At 46.0% G+C, this 25,264-nt stretch carries 14 protein-coding genes; 5 read left to right on the top strand and 9 right to left on the bottom strand.

Annotated elements, in window-relative coordinates; translation table 11 throughout:
- From AC1DP6_RS34950 to AC1DP6_RS34940, 3 genes are all read left to right on the top strand, one after another.
- Nucleotides 1-405, top strand: a 405-nt coding sequence (locus tag AC1DP6_RS34950; RefSeq protein ID WP_477059036.1) for a hypothetical protein, incomplete at its 5' end; no start/stop codon positions are given.
- A gap of 86 nt (nucleotides 406-491) precedes the next feature.
- On the top strand, nucleotides 492-1,154 hold the full coding sequence (locus AC1DP6_RS34945) for an HAD family hydrolase (RefSeq protein ID WP_477059037.1): 663 nt from the start codon (nucleotides 492-494) through the stop codon (nucleotides 1,152-1,154).
- A 78-nt stretch (nucleotides 1,155-1,232) separates the two neighbouring features.
- Nucleotides 1,233-1,937 carry an NUDIX hydrolase gene (locus AC1DP6_RS34940; protein WP_477059035.1) on the top strand — a complete coding sequence of 235 codons (705 nt, stop codon included), beginning with the start codon at nucleotides 1,233-1,235 and terminating at the stop codon, nucleotides 1,935-1,937.
- 91 nt (nucleotides 1,938-2,028) lie between these two features.
- Here the strand turns inward: AC1DP6_RS34940 and AC1DP6_RS34935 are convergent, their stop codons facing one another.
- The 8 genes from AC1DP6_RS34935 to AC1DP6_RS34900 all read right to left on the bottom strand — a co-directional run bounded on the left by AC1DP6_RS34935 (nucleotide 2,029) and on the right by AC1DP6_RS34900 (nucleotide 20,937).
- Nucleotides 2,029-4,794, bottom strand: coding sequence for a glycoside hydrolase family 2 protein (locus AC1DP6_RS34935; protein WP_477059034.1), 2,766 nt, complete (start codon nucleotides 4,792-4,794; stop codon nucleotides 2,029-2,031).
- 172 nt (nucleotides 4,795-4,966) lie between these two features.
- Nucleotides 4,967-6,796, bottom strand: coding sequence for an alkaline phosphatase (locus tag AC1DP6_RS34930; protein WP_477059033.1), 1,830 nt, complete (start codon nucleotides 6,794-6,796; stop codon nucleotides 4,967-4,969).
- Nucleotides 6,797-7,072: 276 nt separating this feature from the next.
- Entirely contained in the window at nucleotides 7,073-7,618 is a 546-nt protein-coding gene (locus tag AC1DP6_RS34925; protein ID WP_477022675.1) for an RBBP9/YdeN family alpha/beta hydrolase, read from the bottom strand.
- A 343-nt stretch (nucleotides 7,619-7,961) separates the two neighbouring features.
- Nucleotides 7,962-8,720 carry a hypothetical protein gene (locus tag AC1DP6_RS34920; RefSeq protein WP_477059032.1) on the bottom strand — a complete coding sequence of 253 codons (759 nt, stop codon included), beginning with the start codon at nucleotides 8,718-8,720 and terminating at the stop codon, nucleotides 7,962-7,964.
- Nucleotides 8,721-8,746: 26 nt separating this feature from the next.
- Nucleotides 8,747-10,306 carry a RagB/SusD family nutrient uptake outer membrane protein gene (locus AC1DP6_RS34915; RefSeq protein ID WP_477059031.1) on the bottom strand — a complete coding sequence of 520 codons (1,560 nt, stop codon included), beginning with the start codon at nucleotides 10,304-10,306 and terminating at the stop codon, nucleotides 8,747-8,749.
- A gap of 12 nt (nucleotides 10,307-10,318) precedes the next feature.
- Complete coding sequence (locus AC1DP6_RS34910) at nucleotides 10,319-13,444, bottom strand: SusC/RagA family TonB-linked outer membrane protein (protein WP_477059030.1); 3,126 nt, start codon at nucleotides 13,442-13,444, stop codon at nucleotides 10,319-10,321.
- Nucleotides 13,445-13,530: 86 nt separating this feature from the next.
- Nucleotides 13,531-16,380: a TIM-barrel domain-containing protein gene (locus AC1DP6_RS34905; protein ID WP_477059029.1), complete on the bottom strand. Its 2,850-nt coding sequence runs from the start codon at nucleotides 16,378-16,380 to the stop codon at nucleotides 13,531-13,533.
- Between the two features lie 474 nt (nucleotides 16,381-16,854).
- Nucleotides 16,855-20,937: a two-component regulator propeller domain-containing protein gene (locus tag AC1DP6_RS34900; RefSeq protein WP_477059028.1), complete on the bottom strand. Its 4,083-nt coding sequence runs from the start codon at nucleotides 20,935-20,937 to the stop codon at nucleotides 16,855-16,857.
- A gap of 396 nt (nucleotides 20,938-21,333) precedes the next feature.
- Between AC1DP6_RS34900 and AC1DP6_RS34895 the strand changes: the two genes are divergently transcribed.
- A complete protein-coding gene (locus tag AC1DP6_RS34895) occupies nucleotides 21,334-22,152 on the top strand; it encodes a hypothetical protein (protein WP_477059027.1) in 819 nt (272 codons plus the stop codon).
- A gap of 81 nt (nucleotides 22,153-22,233) precedes the next feature.
- On the opposite strand, the gene queG is transcribed toward AC1DP6_RS34895, so the two are convergent.
- Nucleotides 22,234-23,148: a tRNA epoxyqueuosine(34) reductase QueG gene (queG, locus tag AC1DP6_RS34890; protein WP_477059026.1), complete on the bottom strand. Its 915-nt coding sequence runs from the start codon at nucleotides 23,146-23,148 to the stop codon at nucleotides 22,234-22,236.
- Nucleotides 23,149-23,214: 66 nt separating this feature from the next.
- On the opposite strand from queG, the gene AC1DP6_RS34885 reads away from it, so the two are divergent.
- Nucleotides 23,215-25,230, top strand: a complete 2,016-nt coding sequence (locus AC1DP6_RS34885; protein WP_477059025.1) for a transglutaminase family protein — start codon at nucleotides 23,215-23,217, stop codon at nucleotides 25,228-25,230.
- The last annotated feature ends 34 nt before the right edge of the window (nucleotides 25,231-25,264 follow it).

The raw sequence follows: 25,264 nt of genomic DNA, 5'->3' as shown, positions 1-25,264 counted from the left end.
GTCATTAAGGCGCCGACCATAAAAATATGGCGCACCATCCGTAACCTGCCACTGGTAAAGGATTATTCCAATGGTACCATCAAAGACGTACAGATCATTACGGAAGGGGAAAACCACTACCGTGATATCACGTTTACGGATAATCGTAAACGCCGCGATATCATTGACCAGGTGCATGAGTCGTACAAGTTTTTTGTGTTCAGTATCGTATCTCCTTTACCCGCGGGCATTACCCATGCTACGGTAACTGCCCTCGTAGAATCTGTACCCGACAAGGATGATACATCTGTAGTAAGATGGGGTGTTATACTGGAAGGCGATAAGAAAAGCCGCAAACCGCTGGTAGACACGCTTTCTGTTGAGATAGCCAGCTACGAAGCGGGCCTGAAGAAGCTGCTGGAGTAAATACAGGTCACGGATTTTTTCTGGCTCACTTTAATAGGGGGCCAAAAAAAATCCGTGTATCTTTGCGCCTTACAAAAAAAGGCATTATGACCCGGCAGCACAAAGCATTTCTTTTTGACCTGAATGGCACCATGATCAATGATATGGAATATCACCTGGAAGGATGGTATAACATGTTGAACAAGCTGGGCGCCAATCTCCCGCGGGAAATAGTCAGGAGCCATATGTATGGCAAAAATGAAGAACTCCTGGTGCGCGTATTTGGTAAAGATCATTTTACGGCACAACAGATGCACGACATCGCCCATGAGAAAGAAGTCCTGTACCAGGAAGCATTCCGTCCTCACCTGGAGCTGATAGCCGGTCTGCCGGCTTTCCTTGAAAAGGCCGCCACAGATCATATTCCCATGGCCATAGGCTCTGCCGCCAACACTTTCAACATCAATTATGTATTGGATAACCTGGATATACGCCGCTATCTCAAAGCAGTGGTAAGTGCGGATGAGGTAACCACCAGCAAGCCAGATCCCGAAGTATTTCTCAAATGCGCTACCCTACTGGGTGTGGCACCGGCTGATTGTATTGTGTTTGAAGATGCGCCCAAAGGAGTAGAGGCCGCTTTAAATGCAGGGATGCAGGCAGTAGTGCTAACCACCATGCATACACGGGAAGAGTTTGCGCAATACAGCAATATCATCGCTTTTGTAGCGGATTACACTGATCCGGTGTTGCAACAGCTGTTTGTATAAATAGGGAATATTGCAATATAATTTCCTAATGTCAGCAGGGTACCATAAATTGCCGGGTTATATAAATATATTGCTGGTATGACACGTTATACAGGGCAATCAAGAATGCTGGTAGCAGTTGATTGCATCATTTTCGGTTTTGATGGGGAAGAGTTGAAGCTGTTGCTGATCAAACGCGGATTTGAGCCGCAGAAAAATAAATGGAGCCTGATGGGTGGCTTTGTGCAGGGAGATGAGAGTTTTGAAACCGCCGCGGCCCGTGTATTAAACAAACTGACCGGCCTGGAAGGAGTATACATGGAACAGTTGTTTGCCTTTGGTGAACCTGCCCGTGACCCCGTAGAGCGTACCATATCTATTACCTACTTTGCCCTGATAGATATTAACAAATTTAAACTACAGATAAGCGACGAATACCACGCAGAGTGGATTGCGCTGGATAAGCTGCCAGACCTCATCTTCGACCATACTGAGATGGTGAAGATGGCCCAGGAAAAGCTCCGCTATAAAGCCGCCATACACCCCATTCTGTTTGAATTGCTGCCCCTGAAATTTACCATCCCACAGTTACAGTTGCTCTACGAAGCCGTATATGACGTCACCTTCGATAAGCGTAATTTCAGCCGCAAAGTATTGTCAACCGGACTGCTGATCAAGCAGAAAGATAAAGACAGACTAAGCTCCAAACGTGGCGCTTTCTACTTTAAGCTGGACAAACGTAAATACAACGCTAAGTTTAATGCTTTCCTGAATTTTGTAACAGATCCGGGAAATTTGAAGTGAGAATAGCGATTAGCTTTTAGCTTTTAGCAAAATGCAGCGGAGATAAACATATATAACATGTTCTTCGCTGCATTTTGCTAAAAGCTAAAAGCTAATGGCTAACCGCTACTCCGATCCATATTTTTCCGCTTACCGGCGTGTAATTCAACATCACATTCCCCTGACTCTCCGGCCCCATTTGCGCAGCATCCTGGAACTTGGTGCCTATAGGGGCTATGGCACTCATAAAACCGATATCGCCTTCCGGAAACGCCGGATTGGTATTGTCGTTACTGGCTCCTTTAGGCGGCTGTGGGTGGAATACCTGCAGAAACGTACCCTGGTTACCGGTATAAAAAGTCAGGTCAGCTTCCGTGGTATGAAAGGTTGCCCGGTATACATTGGCATGATAGCCCTTAAATTCAGGATATTCCCAGCTTTCGCCAGTAATAGTATTGTTATAGGCCTTATACCAGCTGCCAAACTGCTGCCCCTGTAACCTGTTTTTCCACACCCGGTAAGGCCCTTCGCCCATCCAGCTGAGGCCCTGTACCTTTTCTTCCGGATAGCGGAAAGTAATGCCGGTAAAGGGCGTTTCTCCTTTTATGCTATAGCTGTAGTCCAGCTGCACTGGCAAGCCACCCGGCCTGAAAATCCATGTTAGCTGCAGGAAGCCATTACCTTCATACTTTACGGTAAGGCTGCCACCACCATGCGCTTTGTCTTCCTGCCAGTTGAATTGCTTCAGCTCCTGCTTCACACCCGCCAGTACCGGGCCACCGCCAAGTGAAATCTTTCCTTTAGAAGTGGTGAGTTGCAGCAACTGTCCGGAGCTACGGCTGAAATAGTACACCTCATGTACGTTATCAATGATCATGGTGTCTCCACTGTTGGCTACAGTGATACCCTGTTGAAGGGAAGACACGAAGCTGTTGGGCGCTTTTGCAGGTGATTGCAATGGCCAGCTTTGGGTAATAATTTCCCGGCCATAAGGATCCCAGGCAGTTACATAAAGCGCATCCGCCTGTTGCCATCCGTTAGGTAGTGCTAACTGCAGAAAGCCTTTGGTATGAGGTGCCAGGTCTGGTGAGGGAATAATGCCTCCGGCAATAGTATCTGCTTTAGTATTTTTTCCGGGAGATGGGAACCGCAGCAGTTGCCACCTGAACTGGCACTGCGCCAGGGAAGTGTAGTCATAACGGTTTTCTACCGGTATCCGGCCATTGAATCTGCCGGATATAACGGGCAGGGATATATGTACAGGCGACCAGGTAGATTTGATCGCATAAAAGCTGCCTTCTTTTTCCCGGTGTGGCCCCACAATACCGTCTGGCGCATGATTCCCGTCTGTATCTATGATGCCGTTCTTGTCAGTACGTACCAGACCTTCATCGGCGAATGCCCAAAGGAAGCCGCCCGCACAGCGGGGATGCTGCAACATCCGCTCCCAGAAATCAGGTAAACCGGCGCCCATACCACCATCATACAGTCCGTGCATGAATTCTGTAGGCATCAGAATATCGGAGTCGTATAAACTGGAATTAACCAGGTAGTTGAAGTTGGGATAGTGTCTGGTGTCCAAACCATTGTACCGCTCCCAGGGATGCAATACGGTCCGTTGTTGGGGATCGTATAAAGCGTAGTCGCCGTCCAGTGCACGGTTAAAGCCGCCTTCATTGCCATTGTCCCAGAAAATAACAGAAGGATGGTTTACATCTCTTTCCACCAGCTCCCGCACCAGTCTGCGTCCTACCACGGTGTCATAGGCTGCCTGCCATCCGGTGAGTTCATCCAGTACAAACAGGCCCAGTGAATCACATACCTCCAGGAAATGCTCATCCGGCGGATAATGCGACATCCGCACGGCATTCATATTCATATCCTTCATGAGGTTTACATCCAGTATGCTGATATCCTTACTCAGCGTACGACCGGATTCCGGCCAGGCACTGTGGCGGTTAACTCCCTTCAGCATGACTTTGGTATCATTTACGTATATGCCATCCCGTTTCCTGATTTCAATGGTCCGGAATCCAAACGGCTGCGTTACCTGGTGAATAACATGGTGGCCGTTTTTAATCTGCACCACCATCCGGTAACGATGGGGGAACTCCGCACTCCAGGTAGCCGGGTGGGGTACAGACTGTTGCAGCGTATAGGTTTGTTCGTTAGTAGCAGCAATACTCACCGCTTCCTGTACGGCCTCGCCCTGCATCGTAAATACCTGTGCACTGAGTGAATAGCCTTTCGGCAGTTGGTTGGTAAAAGTCTGTACCCAAAAATCGCCGTTTGCGGTGGCATTGATAGCGATCCTGTCTATATGAACCAACGGCTTCACTTCCAGGTAAACGGGCCGATAAATGCCTCCAAGTACCCAGAAATCACCGTTGCGTTCGGCCCTGTTCACGCCTGCATTGGCCGACATCTTACTGACCTTTACTTCCAGCATGTTGCTGCCGTTACGTAATAAAGAGCTGATGTCGTATTTGAACCGGTAAAAGCCCCCCTGATGTATGGCGCCGGCCAGCCGCCCATTGACCTTTACTTCGGCATCCGTCATTACACCATCGAAAACAATATTTACCTGCTGCTGCCGCCAGTTGGCCGGTGCGGCAAAACGATAACGGTAAGTGCCCTGCTCATCAGCCTTTACTTTATCGTGGCCATAATTATAGCCGCCGAAACCCTGCTGCTCCCAGTTGGAAGGAACCGGGATGGTGCTCCATTTACCACTGCGCTGTCCGCCGGAACAATAAAAGTCCCAGTTGACGGTATGGTCTTTATCAGTGCCTGAAAGATAAATACGCTGGGATTCCTGTGCAAACACTGCGTGCAGACATAACATGCCTCCAAGCAGCAACCATATTCTTGCTGACATAACCGGAATTTTAAAATGCTTTTAAAAGTAAAAAAGAAATAGGGGATATTTCTAAAAATGGGATAAATGGAGCGGCGTTAATTGTAAGACAGAGGATATGATATTGTTGGAAAGGACATAAAAAATCCCGGCAGCTTCGTGCTACCGGGACTGCTTATAAAGATAGTGGTTATTACAAGCGGAAACATTTCAGCATTTTCGCATGGATCTCATTATTCTCGTACACACCACGGAAAAGGTTGGAATTGGGGCCATAAGCAAATACCATCACAGGAATACCAGTGTGGTCGTTGGTGGCAAAGTGTCCACGTAAGGTGCCTTTGGCAATATCACCATCCATCAGTGCAAGACCGCTGGTTTCGTGATCGGCAGTAACGATAACGGTGGTTTGTTTATCCTGGTCAGCAAAGCGCAATGCTTCTCCGATGGCATCATCAAAGTCGAGCATTTCACGTACCAGGTAATCCAGGTCATTGAAATGGCCACCATGATCTATGCGGGAGCCTTCTACCATTAAGAAGAATCCTTTGCCGGAAGCATTCAGTTGTTGCAGTGCCTTCTTCAACGCTGTTTTCAGGTAATTGCCACGACCATTACGCATAGAAGTAACTACTTTATCACTCAGAATAACCAGGGTGCGGTTTTTCGTAGTAGTGTTCCAGTTATCCAGGTTGTCGTATATCTGTATGCCGGAACCAGCTAACTGGGATCCGAAATCTTTATTCAGTTCTTCTCTGCCACCGCCTACAGCCAGTTGCAGCTTGCTGTCAAGCAATTGCTTGTTCAGCGTGTAGGTGCTGTCCCTGTCTGGCGTATGACCATAAAAGGACGCAGGAGTAGCGCCGGTAATTTCTTCCGTTACAATCACACCACTCTGAATGCCTTTAGGGGCCAGTATTTCAGGGAGTACCGGGATGGCTACATAGGTATTGTCCATTCCTATAGCCCGGTTATGGGTTTTGGAACCGGTGCCCAGGGCAGAACCACCGGCGGCGGAATCGGTGTGGTAGTTATCGGTAGATTGGGTTTTGGATAAACCCAGTTGTTTCATCTGGAAAATGTTGAGCGCTCCTTTGTTGCCGGTATAACCCGCAAACATTTCTGCCAAACCGGTACCATCGCCGATAAACAGGATCACATTTTTGGAACGCACCTGCGTGGCATCAGATACATAAGTAGGTGTATACACCGGATGCACCGGCATATTGGCTGCCGTGTTACGGGTTGTATTATGCATAACATCGTACAACTCTTCCGGATGATCGGTGCCAATCCAGTCTACGCCCAGGTCCATCAGTTTATAATAGGTAGACCTGCTGGAGGGGGCGCCCCAGAAACGGAACGCATATCCGCGTTGATGTACCTGATCTACTACTTCGGTCACTTTTTTCAATTCTGCCGGTACCAGGGTTCCTTTACCGTTCCAGCTACTATAGTTATGAAAGTCTACACTCAGCATGGCAATACGGGACTGTAACGCCGCTGGATACACGCTGTCGGGTCTGCCATCAAAAAAGAAGATAGGGTCAAACTTAGACCATTCCGTTATCGATGGCAGGTTACCGGATATCACCAGTTTCACTGCGGAAGGGTTGGTGCTTCTGTCGAAATATTGCTTGTAGGGCAGCAGTAAATCCTGCAATGCCTGCAGGGTAGGAGTGCCTTCAGTTTTAATATCTATCAATAACTGCATCGGCGTGTTCTCTGCATAAGGCTTGCCATTATACAGGGCAAACTGACGTAGCACCGGTTGCAGGTACATTTCTTTAAAAGTGCGGAAAGACTGTATGGCACTGGCGTCGTGTGCTACATATAAGATACCGTCTCTCAGGTGTACATCTGCCTCAATGGAACCAAATTGTAAAGATGCTGCAGCATAAAAAGGAGTAGCCCGCTCATAGTCGTTATGAGAATGCGCTGCCGCCATGGTATACTGTCTTATTTGTGCATTTGCACTGGCTGCCAGCAACACGCCTGACAAAATGGAAACAAAATTCTTCATTGTATAGTAGTATGTTGGAAAATGCTGTTTTTTCTGGTAAAAAATAAAGACCTGCTGTTTTAAAGGGGGCAAAGGTAGCTACAATCATACCTCGTATCCCTACCGGGTATCTTTATCTTTATGTTAATTGTCACAGGTAGAAAATCGATTTAGTTATAGCTTCAGGGAGCCAAGATATATTTTTTTGCCGGCAAAAGGAAAGTATTGAATACAGGAGGTGGAAAAGCGGTAAGGAATAGTGAAAATTACAGGTTAAACGTTGTTGACAGGAAGCAATCAGAGGGTAGGCCAGTTTTGAACCAGTTCTTTCAGCAGGTTCTGTCCTTCCAGCCATTCGCCCAAACCGGATTCGCTGTTAATATGGCCCTTGGCACCGGTATTGACAAAACGGCTGCCCCATTGGCTGGCAAAAAAAGCAGCTCTTTCCAGGGAACAGTAAGTATCATTGGTACTGGCTACAATAATACTTTCAAAAGGCAACTTCACTAAAGGAATAGGCGTAAAGCCTACGGCTGCTGCCGGAAATCCCGGTCGCTCTGCATCTGCCGGTGCTACCAGTAATGCCCCCGTAATCTTACTTTTACTCTGCCTGGCCCAATGTACCAACGCGATACAGGCGAGACTATGAGCGGCAATGACAACCTGCGGGCCTGCAGCTTTAACAGCTTTCTCTATTTGTGCTACCCAGCGTTCGCAAACCGGCGCATCCCAGTCGGTTTGCTCGATTCGCTTCGTTCCGGGTATAGATTGTTCCCATAGGGTTTGCCAGTGTAATGGACCAGAGCTTCCCAGCCCCGGCGCGGTCAGAACTTTAATTTCCATGACATAGTCGCATTGTGTCTTGAAAGATAGGAAAAAGAATGACGAATTACGAATTATGAATTACGGATCACACCTGACAGATTTGTTCGGAGACCGGTGAGGTGAGAGTACTCATAAAATAGCCGGAGCTAAAAAGCACCGGCAACAGGTAACAACCAAAACAGCATTGATTAATACTGAGTGTCTTAATTATTTATAATTATTCGCATAGATCATCTTTCAAAGAAATGTAAAAAGAGATATCCGCGTTCATCTTCTCGCAAATCCGTAATTCGTAATTTTTAATTCGTCATTCTAAAAAAATCCCGGCGGGAAACTCCCGCCGGGGGCCATAAGTGGATTTTTAAAATATAAAACCTTTCCGCTTGAACATCCAGATATTACGCCAGCCATCACCTTGCTGCACCAGCGTCATCTCATTTTCATTCAGCTTAATAATATTGTAGGCAACGTTATTGCCCCAACTGATATCGGCGCCGTTGATCTTTATTTTTTGTGTCAGCGTATCTAATGAAAAGAAACCAGTGGTGGTAACGCCCTTATGGGTAATTGCAAAATGTGCATTCCCGTTAAGATCAAACTTCATCTCATCATCAATCACTCCCTGCGTTTTCAGGCCGGCGGCACCTACGGTGTACCATGCTGGTTTATCCGCATCGCCAGGACCATTGCCAAAGCAATAGCCAGTCGGTACATCTACTGCCCATACCCAGGTTTTACCCGCCGCACTGTTGGATAGCAGGTCGTATAATTTACTGGAAAAGAATTTCGGATCATTCTCGCTGATCTTCACTTTTACAGAATCTGTTTTCGGACCTCCACTGCCATAGGCGGAATATTTAATATAGAAATCACCTGCAAAAGGTAATATTACCACCGCTTTGGTTTCTTTAGTTACACCAAAACCATAATCCCAGAAAGGAATCACGCCTTTTGTTTTGCTCTCCAATGTTACCTGGTTATCATAGCCAGGCGTTTGCGTCACGGAGAAATCCAGTTGCATGCCTGCCGGATCAGCAGGCTTAACACGGTCTTCATAAGGACTGCAGGCATTGAAAAATACGACCGTTAATCCCAGTAAAAATATATGCAGACGTTTCATTTTCTTAATTTTTAAAGTGAACAATATCACCATCCGGTGTTTTGTTTAAGCGTACCGTTAGATAAGTTGATCTGTGTTTCCGGAATGGAAAACAGCCCACCTGTTTCACTGCGGAAACTAATGTTGAATGCCGGATTAGAAGAGGTGTTATCAATTGCCTGCTTCGCCACAGCTGTTCCCTGACGTAACAAATCCCAGTAACGCTGGCCTTCCAGTGAAAGCTCCAGTCTGCGCTCTTGCATGATCTGGGCTTTATTGCTCAGCGTGATACGATGCGTTTGATCACCAAATGCACGGTCACGTACGCGATCAAGGTATCCTTGTGCTTTACCTGCATTGCTTGTCAGGTTAAGCTCTGCCCCCATCAGCAATACATCGGCAAAACGGATCACCATATAATTGTCGAAATTGTCCCACTGGAAACTACCCCCCAGGTCATCGGCATTCTTATCTTTTAAAGGAGTGTATTTTTTACAGTAGAAGCCCGTATACTGTGCCTGATCGCCTACTACGAAGGTGTTTCCAAATCCTTCCCCTACAATTGAAATGACGGAAGCGCTTTGCCTGCTGTCACCGGGAGCGAAGGAATGGTACAGGGTTTCATTTACAGTGGCGCCGCCCCATCCTTTATAATATGGCGCCAGCACCTGGCTGCGGATACCTATCATTACCTGCATACGATTACCATTTTGCTGGCTTTGATCACCCATACCCAGGTAAGTATATTGTATGGTGAAGATGCCTTCCTGGTTGTTTTGTCCGGCATAGGCAGTGGTACTTTCCGCAGATGCTCTGAACAGGTTTTGGTACTTAGGTACCAGGCTATAACCGCTGTTATTGATCACATCCTCTATCGCCGCAACGGCATCCGCCTGTGTAACGATGCCTGCAATATCCGGCTTATTGTAGTACCCGGTATAGTAAAGGAATACCCGCCCCAGTAAGGCTTCTGCAGCCCATTTGGATGCCCTGCCATTTTCCGCCGCCGGAATACTGCTGTAAGGGGTAGGCGCAAGGTCAGCAGCCGCCTGTTTAAGATCATTGGCGATCAGCATGTACACACTGTCCGGGCTGGATTGTGGAATATTATAGTTGCCTGGTTCCAGTGGTGCCGTCAGCAAAGGCACATGACCAAACATCCGCACCAGGTCAAAGTAAAAGTAAGCACGCAGGAAATGCGCTTCTGCGATGTAACGTTTTTTCGTAGCCTCGTCACCGTTAAAATTAACGTTACCTACTTTTTGCAAAAACTTATTAGCACGGTAAATGCCGGCATAGTATTTCGTCCAGGCATTACTGTTGAGGTCATTCATCTTCAAACTTTTGTCCCATTGACTCCAGCCATTGTCGGAAGCACCTCCACCACCAAAACAATCGTCTGACGCAATTTCAGAAGTCAGGGCAATGTTGCCGTAACCATCCCAGTTTAATACACTGTAAGCGGAAACCAACGCCTGGAAAGCATCCGTAGGTGTTTTGTAGAAGTCTTCTTCTGTAACCGCATCTACGGGTAATGTTTCCAGGAAACTTTTAGAACAGGAAGTGATCAACCCGGTGATTAGTATTGCTGCAAATATTTTCTTCATGATTGCCGGAGTTTAGAATTTAACATTAAGACCAAATAAAATGGTTCTGGGTTGCGGGAAATAGCCAAGATCAGTGCCGGAAGACCAGGAGTCAATACCATAACCTACTTCCGGATCAAGCCCGCGGTAATGCGTAAACGTAAATACATTCAGTCCTGAAACATACAGTCTGAACTGTTGTATAGGAACATGTTTCAATAATGTTTTCTTAAAATCATATCCGATGTTGATACTCTTGATACGCATAAACGCACCATTGTGTACATAGAGATCAGAGAAACGGGTATAGTTTTGATTGGCTTCATTATTCTGCGTTACACGGGGCATGGAGTTAGAAGTACCTTCTCCGTGCCAGCGATCAAAAACAGCCGTTGTATAGTTATTGATAAACCGGTCATAAGCTCTGGTACCATCTACGATGTCATTGCCACCCACACCACTCAATAATACCGACAGATCAAACCCTTTCCAGCCGGCAGATAAGGAGATACCATAGGTTTGTTTCGGATTGGGATCACCTACTTTTGTTTTATCATCACCCGTAATCGCGCCATCACCGTTGATGTCTACAAAACGTGCATCTCCGGGTTGTGCACCTGGCTGTATTTTTTGTCCGCCTTTGCTGGTATAAGCATCTATTTCTGCCTGATTCTGGAAGATACCGGCTGTTTTTAATCCATAGAAATAGCCGATAGGCATACCATTCTGCGCCCGGAAGTATTCATCCATATTGGAAGATAACACGCCGTTATAAGAGGGATGCAACACACCTTCCTGGTTAGGAATTTCTACTACGGTATTTTTATTGAAGGCAATGTTGCCGCCAATGCCAATAGTTACTTCACCAAACTGATGATTGTAATTGATGCCCAGCTCAATTCCCTTGTTTTCAATGTTACCACCATTAATGGTAGGTGCACCGGTACCTACGATTGCAGGAATGGGCGCGTCTACCAGCCAGTCGCCGGTTTGTTTACGGTACCAGTCAAATGTTACCGTTACATCTTTAAACAGGGTCGCATCAAATCCAATGTCTGTCTGCGTGGAAACTTCCCATTTCAGATCAGGATTGGGAATCCTGTTAGGAGAGGCGCCAACGGTTTGTACCCCATTAAAATAATAATCGCGGTAGGTAGAATTAACGCTGGCCAGGTAAGCAAAGCTGGCAATCCTGTCATTACCATTCCTGCCCCAGCCGCCGCGGATCTTCAGGAAGTTCAGCCAGCTGATACCCTGCAGAAAGCTTTCGTTGGTGGCAATCCATCCCGCTGAAAAAGAAGGAAAGTAGCCATAACGATTGTTGGCGCCAAACTTGGTAGAACCATCCCGACGCAGGATAGCTGTCAGCAGGTATTTTTCATCATAGCTATAGAATACGCGTCCGAAATAGGATTGCAGCGCATCCATGTTCCGGGTACCGAATACCTGCCGGGTGTCTTTATTTAATCCGTTGCTGATCACCGCATGTTCAAAATCTGAAATGATCAGATCGGTGGTGCTGCCGCCTACATTATAAGCTTCGCTTTTCCTGGCTGTAGTACCGGCTAATATGTTCAGATTATGTTTGCCCGCTGTAAACTGGTAGTTAAGCGTGTTATCCCAGTTCCAGGCGAGGTTGCGGTACATGGCCTGTTTGGCCTGGGAGTGATCGTTACTGTTATTGGTACCCAGGTTATATACCGGCAGAAAAGAATTGAGATAGTTATAGGAGATGTCGGCGCCAAAATCTGTGCGGAAGGTCAACCCTTTTATGATGGTCACTTCTCCATAAATATCACCAATGATCCTGTCGGTGATGCTTTTGTTATTCTGCAGGTAATCAATGGCGCCAATGGGATTGATCTCATCTGCATAGGCAGCTTTGCCATAGCTGCCATCGGCATTATATACCGGGAAAGTAGGATCGGCATTCAATAGGCCCCGAATGGAGTTATTGTAAATATTACCGGTGCCGATACCACTTTGACGTGTATGCGCATACGTGAGGTTCTCACCTACCTTGATCAGGTCTTTGTATAACTTATGTTCTGAGTTAAGGCGCAACGACGTTCTTTCGAAATTAGACTTACCAGGTAATCCCATGACGCCCTGCTGTCCCTGGTAGGAGAGGGAAGAGGAAAAAATGGAATGTTCGTTACCGCCGGAAAGACTCAGGCTATAATTTTGAATAGGTGCATTTTTTATAGTAGCTGCTTTTTGCCAGTCGGTGCCTTTACCCAGTTTAGCAATAGAGTCTGGGGAATAAATAGGAACGGCGCCGGAGTTGATGGCGGCTTCATTCATAATATTGGCATACTGTTGTGCATCCAGCAGATCCAGTTTACGTGCCGGATTCTGTAATCCGTAAGAGGCGTCAAAGCTGACGCTCATTTTTCCGGACCGTCCTTTTTTAGTGGTAATCATCACCAGTCCATTCGCGGCACGGGTACCATAAATAGCTGTGGAGGCGGCATCTTTCAATACATCCACGCTGGCAATGTCGGATGGGTTTATATAGGAGATGTCATCCACCGGAAAACCATCTACTATGAAAAGCGGTCTGGAATTACCGTTGGTGCCAATACCACGGATGGTAAACTTCATGGCATCACCAGGTTGTCCGGAGTTGGAGGTAACCTGCACACCGGGCACCTGCCCCTGCAATGATTGCTCTACGCTCACACTGTGATTCTTTACCAGGTCTTCTGTGTTTAAATGTACGGTAGCACCGGTCAGCACTTTTTTCTTCTGTGCACCATAACCTATTACCACCAGTTCCTCTAAACCGGTGGATGCCGATGCTAAGCGTATCACCATGGGAGCACCGGCTTTGGCGGCCAGTTCTACCTTGTCAAAGCCTACCAGCGAAACTACCAGCATTTCACCGGCATCTGCAGATAAACTGAAGGCGCCATCCGCACCGGTAACAGCGCCGCGGGTGGTACCTTTTACTAGAATATTTACACCTGGCAGGGGAGAACCGTCTTTAGCATCCAGTACCTTGCCCGTGATGGTTTGTTTTACAGGATGGGTATATGCCTTCCCGTTATTTGCAGCGGCTTGTAACGCGGGAGGCGCAACAGCCAGGCTGCATACTGCAAGTGTCCGTAAGACAGATTGCCGTGGAAAAAAATGACTGATAGTGTACCAGATTTTCATGTTTAACGTGTTTTATTTAGGCAGAGGAGTTTGAATAATGTATATGTTTGATTGGATTATTCAACAGTTGAATAAGTTGGTCCAGGTCAGATGGCCCGGACCGTTTTTGCTATTCCATTATATGATGTAATCTTATCTGTCTTATTTCTGAGATCCGGACCTGCAGGCGTTTGCTTGCTCACAAATGTTACGCGGAAGTAACGCTGTTGTAGCATGCCTGGAAAGCTACCTGCCCGTTTTCCTATGCTCAATGTTTGTGCTGCGTCATCCCAGTGGAAAGAGATATTACTGTATGCGCCTTTTTCGTATTGATAGTTATTGTTTTCATCTTCATACAAACTAAAGTCACCGTCTTTACCAGTATATACATATAACTGTATAGTATCTGCTTTACGTTCATTGGTATATTGTAAAGCCGGACCTATAGGCAGTATAGCGCCTTCTTTAACATACAAAGGCATCCGCGACAAAGGTGCTGTGGCTGTGATGTGCYGTCCGCCAGACTGATATACACCGGTATAGAAATCATACCAGCCATTGCCCGCCGGCAGATACAATTCCCGGCTGCGCGCCTGGTACTGTGTAACCGGGTTTACCAGCAGAGAAGGCCCGAACATATATTGATCACGGATATTCAGCACGGCAGTATCTTGCCCGAAATCCATCGGTAATCCACGCATAATCGTATAGTCGTGATGGTAAGTACTGCCCGCCAGTGAGTAGATGTAAGGCAACAGGCGGTAACGCAGTTGATCATAGTAAAGCATAGACTGGTACGCAACACTGCTGTCTGGCGCTATGTTAAACATTTCACGATAAGGATATTGCCCATGAGAGCGGAACAGCGGGCAGAAGGCACCATACTGAAACCAACGGGTATTCAGTTCTCTCCATTCTTCCAGTGCAGGCCCCTGTGGGTTAGGTTTGTCGTATTTATCTTCCACAAAGAAGCCACCGATATCTGTAGTCCAGTAAGGTAAACCAGACATACAGAAATTTAATCCGGCAGGTATTTGTCTGCCCATTTCTTCAAACGTAGCGGCAATGTCACCACTCCAGGTAGCTGCAGCATAGCGCTGTAAACCGGCATAAGCAGAACGGGTAAGGATGAATACACGTTGGCCGGGTTTGGTGGCGCGCTGACCATCGTAAATACCTTTGGCATTTAGCAGGGCATAAGTATTGAAGTATTGTGTGGAAGATCCCATAGCCGTAGGATTCATCAATGTCTTACGCTCATCTATAGAGGAGTTAGACAGGATGTCCGGCTCTGTAGCATCCAGCCACCAGGCATCTATGCCCTTGCTGAACAAATTTTTGTTGATCAGATTCCAGAAAAGCTTACGGGCTTCCGGGTTGAAAGCATCATAAAACGTAGATACGTAACCGTTACCAATCCAGTCGCGCTGCCTGTTTTTGATGTTCTGTTTGTATAACCAGTTTTTGCTGTCGAATAATTTGTAATTATCTATCCCTTCATAAAATTTAGGCCATACAGAAATCATGAAGTTGGCATGGTACTTTTCATGGAGACGCCTGATCAGCCCTGCCGGATCAGGAAAACGTGCCGGATCAAACTGTTGACTGCCCCATTCATCCTGTTTCCAGTAACTCCAGTCCAGCACAATATTATCCAGCGGAATTTTGCGTTTGCGGAATTCAGCTACTGTATTTTCTATTTCATCCTGTGTTTTGTAACGCTCCCGGCTCTGCCAGAAACCCAAAGCCCAGCGTGGTACCAGGGTGGCTTTACCAGTTACCTGCCGGTAGCCACTGATTACTTCATCCATATTCTGACCGTACATAAAGTAGTAGTCAATTTTTTCGGCAGCTTCAGAAGTCAGCTTCATCTTATCTGCTGCAGCTGCCGGCGTAGGAGAAAGGAATTTGAGGGAAATGAAGGATTGAGAAGTTTCCGGTATCCACTCCACTTTAATAGTAGCAGGCTGACCTTTCTTAAGTGCATGACGGAATACGGAAGCACCCGGATTCCAGCTTTCGCGCCACCTGTTCAGCTTTAACTGTCCATCTATCCATACTTTGGTATATCCGGAGGTGGTCATGAAGAATTTATACTCACCGTTTTCATCTGCATTCATGGTTCCTTCCCAGGTCACTTTCCCTTTTACCATCGGGAAAGCCGCCGGGAGATTGGCCAGGCGGTCGAGGAACTCGTAGTCAATTTTATCTTCCACTGCTTTTACATACACGGTATTGTTATAGCGGTCGCCATAGGTAGCGGTTAAACCACCGGCTTTCCCTTCTGCAGATGTTAAGTGTAAGGCAGACATTTGTTGGTATGGGCGCTCATCTCCGAAACGGGTAATGGAATAGTTATCCCATAAAATGCCATAGTTGTGGTTGGATATTACAAAAGGGACGGCGGCCACAGAGTTGTACTGGGTGAGGTCTACATCCTGTCCTTTGTAATTCATTAAGCCGGTCTGGTGCTGGCCCAAACCATAAAAGGCTTCACCGGCAGGAGATTCGAACGCCTGTTGTATGCGGTATAATTGTTTGTTGTCGATGGTAACGGGGGTAAAGTGTTTACCACCACCTGTTTGTTCCTGTAGTATAATATGTCCGGCGTTGTCGCGGAAAACTACTTCACCGGTATTAAGAGCGACGGTAGCAGAAAGACTGGCCGTCTTTAATACCACTGTTTCGTTGCGTTCTTCTGTATCCCATTTTACGGTATTCCCTTTTATATCTACTGCCATCAGGCTGGGGGTGCCATCGAAGCGGTCCCCGGGTGTGGCGGTTACATGGATCACTTTGTCTGATACCACTTGTAATCTCACCTGTTTGGCACCATTTGGTGTGGGTTGTTTTAAATGTATCACCAGGCCATCTGCCAGCTTATCTACCTGGCCGGCATAACACCAGGAAGTAAGAAGCGTCATTAGTACGAACGGTATCGCCCTATTTATCTGCATATCTAAACGGATTTTTTCCTTGATTGAACGTGGTTGTTTGTGGTACGTGTGGTCTTATTTCAAAACGTGTTTACTTCAGAACGTGTGAAAACAAAAATAAACGGACACGCGGAATCACAGGGTAGCGGTATGTTTTAGATATAGGGTGATTATGTTAACCACAGGCAATCGCAGGGTAGCAGAATGATGCCGGTTAGGGCATAAAATGTTAATCAGGTAAGGGGGATGCGCTTGGTTTTAAACAGGTTATAACAACAATAACCCTATGAGAGAGATGGTGATCAAGCAGTATAGCAGGATTTCGATCAACAGATACAGCCGGTTGCTTTTCTTAAAGTTGTGCTTGAGCATAAACAAATTTAATAATCAATCCGGCAAAATTATCCATTGCCCCTGGGAGGGAGGGGTAGCATTTCGTTATTTAATAGGGCAGATTTGTTGTTTTAGAAGGCGATGTACTTTTGAAGTAGGGTATTATTTCTTTTTCCCATATACAGATGGCAGTACATTATACTCCATCTTAAAATATTTGGTAAAATATTTCGGGTTGTTGAAACCTACTTCATAGGCCACTTCCGCCACTGTTAGCTGACTCTTCTCCAGCAGTTGGGCTGCTCGTTTTAAACGTATACTCCGGATAAATTCAATGGGCGACCTGCCGGTGAGTGCTAAAATTTTCTTGTAAACAGATACCCGGCTCATAAACAAAGCACGACTTAGTTCTTCTACAGAAAAGTCAGGATTGGAGATATTCTTCTCTACAATCTGTAATGCCTGTTGGATAAACTGTTCATCAGCGGAAGAAATAGCCACCTCACTGGGATGTGCCTCTATATGCTGCTGGAAGGTTTTCCGTAAGGAGGATTGCTGGGAGATAATGTTTTTTATACGGGACAATAATACTTCAAAATTAAACGGCTTGGTAATATAATCAGACGCGCCGGTTTCGAGGGCTTCCAGTTGCTGGGCCTCTTCTGCCCGGGCAGTAAGCAATACAATAGGAAGGTGTGCTGTGCGTTGCTGTGCACGGACTTTCTTACATAGTTCCAGTCCATCCATTTCAGGCATCGATATATCACTCACAATCAGATGGGGGAGGGTATGCTGTAATAACTTCCAGGCAACCATCCCGTTTTCGGCTTCTATGATCTGGAAATATTGTCCCAGGTTGTCTTTAAGGTAGAAGCGAAAATCTTCGTTGTCTTCTACCAGCAGGATCACCGGCTTTTTGCTGCTGCTACTGATAGGGGTGGAAGGTGTTATAGTCGGGATATTATTTATTGTTTCCTGCACAGCGCCCGGTACCAACGTCGTTGCCGCTTTTACGGGCAGCAGCACAGTGAAGCAACTACCCATTTCCGGGGCACTGTCTACGCTGATACTTCCCCCATGCATTTTTACAAATTCACGGGTAATGGATAAACCAATCCCACTGCCCTGGTTCACCATGGAAGCAGGTACTTCATGTTGGAAGAAGCGTTCAAAGATATGATCCTGTTTTTCCAGTGGAATACCGATGCCGTTATCTTTCACCGCTATTTCCAGTTGTGTTGCAGCTGCCTGGTAGCTAACATGAACGGATATACTACCTTGTTCCGGGGTAAATTTAAATGCATTGGAAAGCAGGTTAAAGAGGATCTTCTCTATTTTATCTGCATCGTACAGCATCTTCAGTTCTTGTACATTACTCTGAAAGGCAAGCTGTATATGCTTTTTGTCGGACAGGTCAGAAAAGGAAGCGGTTAGTTCTTTTATAAAACCAATGATATCACCTTCGGTGGTATGTAGTTTTATTTCCTGTACTTCCATTTTACGGAAGTCAAGTAACTGGTTCACGAGGTTAAGCAGGCGCCTGGCATTTCTTTGCATCAGTTCCAGCTGCCCTTTTAAATTTCCTTCAGTCGTTTGCCGGATGATCTTTTCCAGGGGCGTAATAATAAGACTGAGTGGTGTTCTGAACTCATGACTGACATTGGTAAAGAAGCGTATTTTCAGGACATCCAGTTCATGCATTCGTGCGGCTTCCTGTGTTTGTTGCTCCATCCTGAACTTCAGCCTTTCCCTTTCCTGGATAATCCTGCGGGCCAGCAATAATGCTCCCAATATCAGGAGGGCATAGCAAAGGAAGGCCGGCCATGTTTTCCAGAAAGGTGGTAGTACCCGGATTTGCAAGGTAAGCCCGGTGTCATTCCAGATGCCATCATTATTTGAAGCTTTTACCCGGAAGGTATACACTCCCGGATCAAGGTTGGTAAAGGTGGCCTTCCGTTGCAGGCCATCGGTATACAACCATTCTTTGTTAAAACCTTCCAGTATATAAGCGTACCTGTTTTTCTCCGGATGGAAATAATTCAGGGAGGCAAATTCCAGTGAAAAAACATTTTCACCATACTTCAGGGTAATACTGCGTGTTTCAGATATAGCGGAAGTGAGTAGTATTCTGCCATTGATTTTTTCACCAGGGAGAATGCTTTTATTAAATATCTGCAGATCGGTTAATACAACCGGTGGTATGTTTTTATTGACAGCAATTGTATTGGGATAGAAGATGTTAAAACCGTTGCCACCACCAAATATCAGCTCACCGCGACTTGTTTTCAATGCGGCATTTTCATTAAACTCCTTGCCCTGTAAACCATCAGATTCGTCATAGTTTTTGAATGAATACGCAGGCCCTTTGCCGTTAGTTGCCGGATGAATGGTCATGTTAGACAATCCATTGGGTGTGCTCATCCATATACTATGATCGTTCGCTTCCAGGATATTCAGGATAGAATTATCGGGCAGCCCGTCTTCTTTACGGAGTGTATGGAAGCTGTTGTCTTTAGGGTTAAAAAGATCCAATCCCTCTCGGGTGCCGACCCATATGCGGTCCTGGCTATCCTGGAAAATACAGACTACGTTATTATGACTCAGGCTTCCTCTTGCGGAAGGAATATTGCTGTAGTGTTTAAAGGCACCTGTTATTGGGTTTCTTACATCCAGTCCTTCGGAAGTTCCGATCCACAGGTTGCCTGCTTTGTCTTCGAGCAGCGCGGAAATATATTTGGAAGGCACTTCCTGCTGAAAGTGCCGGAACTGTTGTGTTACAGGGTCCATCCTGTTAAGACCGCCATTGAGGGTGCCAACCCAGAGCTGGTGGTTTTTGTCTTCCAGCACTTCCCAGATGCTGTTGTCACTGATGCTGCTACTGTCTTTAGGGTCATGCTTGTAATGGATAAACTGATGACCATCAAACCGGTCGAGGCCCCCGAAATAGGTGCCCACCCATAGTTGCTGGCGATGGTCTATCCACAGGCTAACAATAACGTTACCGGATATACTATTGGCGTTGCCGGCGTCATGACGGTATTGGGTAAAAGTATTCCGGTTGCGGTCATAATAGATCAGTCCACCGCCGTTGGTACCTATCCATAGGTTATGGCTGGCGTCTTCCACAAAGCGGTTCACATCGTTATAAGGTAAACTGTTACGGCTATACGCCTGGTATTGAAAGAGCGGGAACTTTACCATGTTTTCATGGTAGTAGTTCAGTCCTTTTTTAAAAGTGCCTATCCATATAATACCGGTATTGTCTTTATACATCGTGGTGATGCTGTTCTGGCTCAGGCTGCGGTTATCTTCGTTGATATTCTGAATGTACCGGATGCTTTGGGCTTTCTTATCAATAATATTGATGCCCCCATGATCTGTGCCTATCCAGATCTGTCCGTTATTATCGGGAACAATACCCCTGACAATATTATTGTTCAGTGCCAACCCCGGGGTAGCCTGATCAATATGACGGAAGGTGCGATCACTCACGGCGAAATAGTAAACACCATTGTCTTCATTATTAGGGAATATCCAAAGGTCGCCATCGTTGTCGGTGACCATGTTCCAGGCGGTAACCGGATGTTCCGGTTTTACGAGGGTATGGTTTCGGTACACGATCCGGTGGCTGCGGGCATCCATTTTTTCCAGGATACCGCTGCTATGCAGCAGCCAGTAGTCGCCTGCTTTATTCTGTACCATGGCGGAAACGCTATTGGTGGCAATGCTGGAACTATCCGCCGTATGTACCAACGATAGTGACTTGTTATTGGTATCTACCATAAAAATACCAGCAGTAGGATGGAGGAACCAGCATTGTCCGGCCCTGTCTTTTACGATGTCTGTCAATACGCTACCCGGAATGCCCCATTGCTGCAGGAGCGTTTCAGGGTGCCGGTTAAATTTTGCGGTTTGTGGCTGGTATATGTTAATGCCGGTGCGGGTTTGGATCCAGAGCTGCTGCCCGGGACCCGCCATGATTTTACCTATATTATTATCTGACACGGAAGTGCTGTCGCGCAAATCATGCTGGTATACCGTAAAATGATATCCGTCAAACCGGTTCAGGCCAGATACGGTGCTGATCCACATGAAACCGGTGCTGTCTCTGAATATACAGTTTACCTGATTATTGGACAAGCCCTGGTTAATATCAATCCGGTTGAACTGATAGGTGAGGGTTTGCGCCCGCGTGAGCGTTGTAAGCAGTATTAAAAAAGTGAATATGAAGAGCCTCTTCCGCATGTACACATCCCTTGGTTGAAAATTGTTAGTTTGACAATTATAAAGGCGCAACAATATAGTACAAAACGGTTATAAACAAAGAAAGGTCGAAAGAATTCGACCTTTATTGCTAAAATTCCACGTTATGGCACTCAGGTCCATAAAAAGTTAATCAGCTAATTGTCCGGCATAACCGGTATATAATAAGTGATGTTTGCGATTTTATTGGGGTAGCCAGCCTCTTGCCATACAAAAGTAGGTGAAGGTAAAACGATTGTCAAGAAATTAGCAAACAATATTTAAAAAAAAATGGAAATCCGCCATGAATGACCTTTTTTCCGGTACAAGATAATTTCATTCGTAGTCCGCTATAATCTTTAAATATTATTGAGTACTTTTTTGTCAATCTGAAAATCCATGAAGCGTATTACAATAAGTATGATGTTGTTATGTGGGCTGGCACTGACTGCCATGGCCCAGCAACAGCCCGGAAAGGGACTCACCGTAACCCTCGACTACTACTACAACAACGAATTTAAACCCGACAAAGCCGGCAACCCCGTTCGGTGGCATTACATCTGGAATGAAACGGATAACGGCGGTATTTCCATCTGGGGCGACATTTTTGACTCATTAGGAGTAAAAAGAGATAGCCTGCTGGAAGCGCCCACCGCGGCCAATCTGCAGAAAACCGATATCTACATGATCATTGACCCGGATACGGAAAAGGAATCTCCCCATCCCAACTATATGAATGAAAAGGATGCTACGGTCATTTTTAATTGGGTAAAAGCCGGTGGCGTATTGGTATTGATGGAGAATGACTCTGCCAACGCAGAATTTGACCATTTCAATAAGCTGAGTGAAAAATTCGGTATCCATTTTAATGGCGACAGCCGCAACCGGGTACAGGGAAAGAACTGGGAGCAGGGAACATTCAATATCCCTCCCGGCCATGAGATCTTTAAGACCGGAAGAAAAGTATACATCAAGGAATTGTCTACCCTCAAACTAAAATCTCCTGCCCGGGCAGTATTCAAAGATGGCCAATACGTTATCATGGCGAAAGCGCGGGTAGGTAAAGGAACGGTGTTTGCTGTAGGAGACCCCTGGTTTTACAACGAATATGTAGATGGAAAGAGATTGCCATCATCTTACCAAAACGCCGAAGCAGCAGCAGACTTCACGCGATGGATTGTTTCAGCTGTTAGCCATTTTTCAGCTGTTAGCCATTAGCTTTTAGCTATTAGGGAAATGCAGCGGAGATTAACAAACTATGTACTCCGCTGCATTTCCCTAATAGCTAAAAACTAATGGCTAACGGCTTAAGAAGTCAAGATTTCTCCGGATACCGGCAAACTTGCTTCGCTTAAGGGGAGAGTGGCGGAAGATGTTTTTAAAAGCTTCTTCTGTCAGCTCTTCCCAATCCCGGGTAGAAAAGTTGAGGATGGCCGGCACCGGCGTAAATTCCGCCTCCTGGTGTGACTTTGAGAAACGATTCCATGGACATACGTCCTGACAGGTATCACAACCAAACATCCAGTCGTCAAACTGTCCCTTCATCTTATCAGGTATCAGCTGATCCTTCAGCTCTATCGTAAAGTAAGAAATACATTTACTGCCATCTACCACTCCCGGCGCTACCAGTGCTTCTGTAGGACAGGCATCCAGGCAGCGGGTACAGGATCCGCAATAGTCGGCCACAGGGCCATCATACTCCAGTTCAATATCTGTAATGAGGGTGGCAATGAAGAAAAATGAACCCGCCTGTTTGTGGATCAGGTTCCCGTTTTTTCCTATCCAGCCAAGACCACTACGCCTGGCCCAGGCACGTTCCAATACCGGCGCTGAGTCCACAAACCCACGTCCCTGCACGGGACCGATACGTTCCTGCATGCGCAGTAACATCGTTTTCAACCTGGCCCGGATGACCTCATGATAATCATGTCCGTAAGCATACTTGGAAATGCGCGGCGCATCCTCGCGCTGCAGCTTGGAAGGAAAATAGTTAAACAACAGCGTAATTACCGATTGGGCACCATCTACCAGCTTACGGGGGTCTATCCGCTTGTCGAAATGGTTCTCCATATATTGCATGTTGCCGTGCATACCCTTATTCAGCCAGGTTTCCAGCCGGCGCGCGTCATCATCTAGTTGCACCGCTTTCGCAATGCCGCAGTGATCAAATCCCAATTCTTTTGCCAGCTCTTTTATGAATAAAGTATGCGTCATTACAGCGAAATTACGTGAATTTTTATACCTTAGCCCTGCATATTATCCCTTATGCTATTTAACTGTATGCGTTATACCCTTGTTATGCTCACCTGCCTGGTAAGCAGTTTGTTTTCCCTTTGTGCGGTTGCTCAGGAGGGAGTTAAAATGAAATTCGGAAAAATTTCAAAAGAAGAATTCATCGAAAAGAAATTTGAACAAGACACAGGAGCCCACGCCATTGTGCTCGGCGAAATTGGGTCCTCTGTTTTTGAATCTGATGGAAATGATCTGCGATTGGTGTATAAAGTTCACCGCCGCTTTAAAATCGTTGACAAAAACGGCTACGACGTGGCTACTGTAGAGGTGCCGCTATACAAAACCGAAACACAGGAAGAGAAATTGCTGAACCTGAAAGCCTCCGCCTATAACCTGGAAAATGGTGAAGTGGTAGAAACTAAAATGGAGAGCAAAAATGTGTTCAGTGATAAACAGGATAAGGCGCTGCTGGTAAAGAAATTTACCCTGCCTGCCGTAAAAGAAGGAACTATCATAGAATATACCTATACCATTGCTTCGCCATATTACCGCCACCTGCGGGCCTGGGACTTTCAGGGCGAGTATCCACGCCTGTGGAGCGAGTACAGTGTGTCCATTCCTGAGTATTTTGACTATATGCTTATCCCACAGGGATATGAAAAGTATGTGGTAAAGACAAAAGATTTCAGTCGTTCTACTTTTACTTTCCGTGATGAATCACGCGGTGCCGGCGGTCCTACTCAAATGGTGACCGTGACACCCAATATCACTACCTACAGATGGGCATTGAAAGATGTACCAGCTATTCATGATGAAAGTTTTATCACCACCACGGATAACTATATTAACCGGGTAGAGTTTCAGTTGTCGGCCTACAACTGGCCCGATCAGCCACGCAAACCAGTGCAGAGTACCTGGGAAGACCTGATGAAGGATATGTTGAAAGATCCTGAAATGGCCGGGGCACTTGATAATAATAACGGCTTCCTGGCTAATACCGTAGAAGACCTGGTAAAAGATGCCAAAACAAACAAGGAAAAAGCGCAGAAGATATTTACCTGGGTACGGGATAACTTTACCTGTACCGGTCACCGCGCATTGTGGATGAAAAGATCACTGAAAACTGTTTTCAGTTCAAAGAATGGAAATGTGGCGGAAATAAATATCCTGCTGGTAGCCATGTTGAAAAAAGCAGGACTCTTCGCTTCACCCGTAATACTCAGTACCCGCGGCAATGGTTATGTGTACCAGTTTTATCCGCTGTATACCCGCTTCAACTATGTAATTGCCAGTGTAAACCTGGGAGATGGATACATTACCCTGGATGCGTCAGAACCGCTGATGGGCTTCTGTAAATTACCACCAGCCTGCTACAACGGCGCAGCCAGAACAGTGGATGATTTTGCCACGCCTGTTTTCCTGGGCGCAGATTCGCTGAAAGAACAGAAATTCACCAGCGTAATGTTAGGCAAAATAGAAAATGGTTCCATCAACGGTTCCTTCATGCAACGACCTACGTATTTTGAATCCTATAACGTACGTACCAAGATTAAAGAGAAAAGCCAGGAGGAATACTTTAAAGAAGTCGTGAAAGGATATACCGGCGACATGGAACTGTCAAATAAAGAGGTAGAAGACTTGAAAGAGCTGGAATCACCGGTGATGGTGAAGTACGAATTTAAAATGCAGCTGGGTAATGAAGATGTATTATACATCAACCCGATGCTGGGAGAAGCCTATAAAAACAACCCTTTTAAATCAATGGAACGTAAATTTCCGGTGGAAATGAATAACGTATCTGATGAAGTGTATTCTTTTAACATGGATGTGCCGGAAGGGTATGTGGTAGACGAATTACCCAAACCCACCATCGCGAACTTCAATGATCATGAAGGACAATTTCAGTATCTTATTCAGCAACAGGAAAATCATATACAGTTGCGCTGTCGCATAAGTATGAGCAAAGCTAATTTTGAGCCCGAGGATTATAGCACATTGCGTGAGTTTTTTGACCTGATCGTAAAGAAACAGGCAGAGCAGATTGTCTTAAAAAAGAAAAAGTAAAGTATGCGCAAGCTGTTAACAATAAGCGTAGGCC

The organism is Chitinophaga sp. 01L420 (genome assembly GCF_056399985.1).
Note: the sequence above shows the minus strand (reverse complement) of the source record. Positions and strands in the feature narration are given on the sequence as shown.